5 protein-coding genes are annotated in these 4,710 nt (G+C 29.0%); all 5 read left to right on the top strand.

Annotated features, from left to right (window positions below; genetic code table 11):
* Window positions 1-594: 594 nt before the first annotated feature.
* Window positions 595-1,377: a DpnI domain-containing protein gene (locus tag ACVHXK_RS18485; protein ID WP_461207885.1), complete on the top strand. Its 783-nt coding sequence runs from the start codon at window positions 595-597 to the stop codon at window positions 1,375-1,377.
* Window positions 1,378-1,796: 419 nt separating this feature from the next.
* Window positions 1,797-2,912, top strand: a complete 1,116-nt coding sequence (locus tag ACVHXK_RS18480; RefSeq protein WP_461207884.1) for an LURP-one-related/scramblase family protein — start codon at window positions 1,797-1,799, stop codon at window positions 2,910-2,912.
* A 249-nt stretch (window positions 2,913-3,161) separates the two neighbouring features.
* On the top strand, window positions 3,162-4,007 hold the full coding sequence (locus ACVHXK_RS18475; protein ID WP_461207883.1) for an NADase-type glycan-binding domain-containing protein: 846 nt from the start codon (window positions 3,162-3,164) through the stop codon (window positions 4,005-4,007).
* A complete protein-coding gene (locus ACVHXK_RS18470) occupies window positions 3,970-4,236 on the top strand; it encodes a hypothetical protein (RefSeq protein ID WP_461207882.1) in 267 nt (88 codons plus the stop codon). The genes ACVHXK_RS18475 and ACVHXK_RS18470 overlap by 38 nt, the downstream gene beginning before the upstream one ends.
* Window positions 4,237-4,316: 80 nt before the next feature.
* A partial coding sequence (locus ACVHXK_RS18465; RefSeq protein WP_461207881.1) for an Rpn family recombination-promoting nuclease/putative transposase occupies window positions 4,317-4,710 on the top strand: 394 nt, incomplete at its 3' end.

The raw sequence follows: 4,710 nt of genomic DNA, 5'->3' as shown, positions 1-4,710 counted from the left end.
TTTTTATTGTAATCTAATAGGTAACATCTAGATTTGTTATTTTACATAAATTGGTTCTGTTAGGTTGATGGCTATGACTAAGCCCCCTAGGGTATATGAACAGATATTTACAATTTATTAATAAATTGTTATTTGCCCCTGGGGGTCTTTGTGAGGTGATGCGGGCGACGAACTTGCTATATGCTTTATTATAAAATAAATATAAATATTGAAGAATTCAGCCTCAAAATTTTGAGACTGAATTATTTTTATATACAGAATAAGAACTTATGTTTTGGGAGAAACCAATAAATGAATTCCTATCGTCATCCATTTATTGGAAATACCCTCGAGGGCCATGAGCAACCAATAAATGAATTCCTATTGTCATCCATTTATTGGAAATACCCTCGAGGGTCATGAACAAATTGTTAATGATTCACAAATTTAATAAGCTATCCTAAAAAATAAATTCGAACTATAAATAATTCAGCCTCACAATATTGAGACTGAATTATTTTTATTTACAGATCTATTTGAATCACCTCTCCTATTAATGTAAAATTTATGTATAAGAAAAATTAATATTTCCATTTTAGAAAAGAGGAATCCACTATGGATACTGATCTACAAAAATATTATTCGAATTATAAAAATGAATATAAAAGTTCAGCACAACTTACGAGAGTTATTTCAGAAAACTGGTTTAATGATAATATGTATTGTCCATTTTGTAATTCTGATAGGGTAAAAAGCTATCCCAATAGTTATCCTGTTGCAGATTTTTATTGTACTAATTGTGGTGAAAATTTTCAGCTTAAAGCAAAGAAGAATAAGTTTGGAAAACTGGTTGTAGATGGAGAATATAATACAATGATTAATTCTATACAAAAGGGCAAAGCTCCTAATTTCTTCTTTATGAATTATACAGAAGATTATGCAAATGTAATAAATCTAATTATAGTTCCAAAGGAATTTATATTACCAAGAATAATTCAAAAGAGAAAACCATTATCACAATCAGCAAGAAGATCTGGTTGGACAGGTTGTAATATTCTTATTTCGGAGATTGCAAAGGAAGGTAAAATATTTTCAGTAAAAGATAGTAAAGTAATTAATGAGAAGAAAGTAAGAGATGATGTTCTTTATATTGATTTTATTAGGAAAACTAAGAGTATCACTTCTAGGGGCTGGATTAATGATATTCTATCTATAGTATCTCAGCTTAATAATGAAGTGTTTTCTTTAAAAGATATTTATAAGTTTGAGAATATTTTAAGTATGGCACATCCTAAAAATAATAATATTAAAGCAAAGATAAGGCAGCAGCTTCAGATTTTAAGGGATAATGGAATTATAGAGTTTTTGGGTAATGGAAGGTATAAGAAATTAAGCTAATATAAGCAACCAATAAATGAATTCCTATCGTCATCCATTTGTCGGAAATACCCTCAAGGGTCATGAACAATTTGTTAATGATTCACAAATTTAAGAAGCTATTCTAAAAAAAATAAATTAAAACCCTAAATACTTCAGCCTCACAACTTTGAGACTGAATTATTTTTATATACACATCTATTTGAATCACCCCTCATATTAATAAAATGTTATTTGCCCCTGGGGGTCTTTGTGAGGAGATGCGGGCGACGAACTTATGGATAAATTTCAAAAGATATATTGCCAACTTTTACTTGACACAATCGCAACAGTTTTAAGAATAGACAAAGGTTAATTTCGAGGTATATAATGTATTTGTAGAAATAAAAGACGTTTTTTTTATACTAGAGGGCAATTAATTCTTAAAAGGGGTCAATATTATGAAGAAGAAGAATTTTTTAATTATGATTGTTTTTGGAGTTGTAGCCATATATTTTTTTAAGTTGGCTTTTTTTGAAGAATCAGAGGGGCTGAATACATTTTATATTGTGATAGCCACTTGTGCACTTATTGCCTGTGTTGTTGTATGGCAATATAGAAGTCAGGAGACTTATAACAGTTGGAATGATACCATAAAAATGATATTTAATACAAATAAAACTAGTATTGATAATATATATGAAGCGTTCAAGTCCATGGATACGGTACTAGGAAAACCATGGATAGGTAAAATAAAAACGGTTAAAGAAAATTGCATAATATTTGGACCAAATGCAGAGGGAGAATACATTTATGTTTTAGCTTCTAAGGAAGACCGTATTCAGTTGGTGCATAATAGTGAACCGGGATTTATTGTGCCAATGGAAGGTGAAGAGTGGAGACTAAATTTTAAAGAAATAGAAAAAGATAATACAGATAAGATTCTCAGATATAGATTTGCTACTATTTTTATGATCAAAGAATTGACAGACAAAATTGATAGATTTTTGGAAACAGGTATTCCTGACTTAAATCCTATTGGTATTGAAATGGATACGGATATTTATTTACTTTATGAAAAATTTAAATGGTTTGGACAAGACTTCTATTTGAATGATGTGCAAGAAAATAAAAAAATGGAAATATCATCTAGAATACCCTGTAAAACTTTTCATATAAAGCAAGTAGCGGATGGTATGGAAATGTTTAAAATCACTAAAAAAATATTTCATTTCATGCCTCATTATGCTATGTATGAACATGGAAATAAGATAGGGGTAATAAAGAAAAAACTGGTTTTTAAACATAACTATTTTGTGTCAGATAGTATATATGGAAAACTGGAATTGAGAAGTATGAATGCAACGATTGGAAGAAATTATCAGGTAACTATTGAAAATAAACAAATTGGAATTATTTCAGAAAAATTAAATATACAGCTTCAAAATATTATTTTTGATAATTTTGTACTAGTAGTCAATGACCCCAAATACTTTTCACTTATGATAGCCATGGCTGTTATGGTAGAGAGGGAGAAAAAGAGAAGTGAAAGAAGAGAAATGATGAATGCAGATTAGTACACTAGGGGTCAGACCTACCCGACTTTATACAAAAAATGATAATAAATAATTTGGTGATAAATAAGCAAGTCTGCCTACAGGCAGACTAAGACCCCTAGGGAACATGAACAAATATTTACAATTTATTAATAAAATGTTATTTACCCCTGGGGGTCTTTGTGAGGAGATGCGGGCGACGAACTTGTTAATATAATTATGAGTAAGGCTTCTGCAGTAGAATAAAAAAACTATAAAATAGGAGGGACAATGAGTAAAAAAAATTATAAAGATCAAAAAAATACATATACAGAAAACGGGGCAGAGATTGTCTATAAAGAAGGGTATGATTTTTCGCCAAATAATAACAAGGGTAACAACAAAGTGCCTAAAATGCCTAAAGAGCCTAATAAGAATAAAAAGGACAAGCCTAAGAAGAAAAAATCAAAACTTGCAATAATTGCAACTGCTATATTTATAACTGTTAGACTTATAAGACTTTTTGATGGTTTCTTTGATGATGATAAAGTTGAAGTTAAGGAAGTAATTAACGATACTGTAATTAGTGAACAAGTGGAAGAACTGGAAGATACGGAAGACATAAATACTGATTTAAATGAAGATATGATAGATATATCAGATAAAATACAAACAAATTCAAGTGAAATAATAGAAGTTGATAATTATTGGGTACCAACATCCATTGAAGCATCTTCATATGAAAAAAGTTCAGAGCAAAATGAATTTGTGCCAGATAATATTTGTGATTTTGATATAACTACAGTTTGGGCAGAAGGTGTTGAAGGAACTGGTGTTGGAGAGTGGATTGAATTAGAATTTGGAAGTGAAATTAATATTAAAGGAATAGAAATTCATTATGGAAATAAAAAATCTGAGAAAGAATTTAATGAAAGTAATATTCCAGAAACCGTAAGAGTCGAATTCTCTGGTAATAGGTATATTTATATGGGAAAAGGTGATTTTTATGATTATGATAGCATTAGTATTTTGGAGCTGGATAATGTAAAAACAAGCTTTGTAAGGTTTGTAATAATAGAGGCATCAGAAGGAAATAAAAATGATAGTACTTGTATTTCGGAAATTAATGTGTTTTAAGTTCCACAAGGGTGCCAGGTACTTCTCGATTATAGAAGGCAATACACTTACTTTTATGGAAACGAAAATTGTATTAGAAGGTATAACTGTTGATGGGAAAACTTTAAGAGAGCATTTAGAAGTTATAAATCACAGAGAAGCAATACTTTATATTGAAGATATAGTTATAAATAAAGAAGAGTTTACTGAATGGCAAATTAGAAACATTCACAGACTAGTTTTAATTTGAATATTTACTTTTATATTGAGAATAAGAACTTATGTTTTGGTAAATAATAGAGCTATAAACCAATAAAAGGAGTTATAGCTATGAATAATCAAAATAAAGTAAAAAATTTAGATCCTAAGAATGATGTAGTATTTCAGAAGATTTTTGGGCATAAAGATAACAAAGATATTTTAATTAGTTTTCTGAAAGCAATTTTAGGAGAAACTGATGAAGAAATACAATCAGTAGAATTTGAAGAGAAGAAATTAAGTAGTGAAATGATATTAGACGAAAAAATAGGAATACTAGATATAAGAGTAACAACAGATAAAGGAACTCAAATAAATATTGAAATACAGTTACTTAATCAGTACAATATGATTAAGAGGACATTGTTTTATTGGTCAAAGTTATACAGCTCTAAAATAAAAAGCGGAAGTAAATATTCATCTTTAACTAAAACTATAACAATCAACATTTTGAATTTTAATTATT

Source organism: Clostridium sp. DL1XJH146, from assembly GCF_054819755.1.
This window is presented reverse-complemented; position numbering and strand designations above follow the sequence as displayed.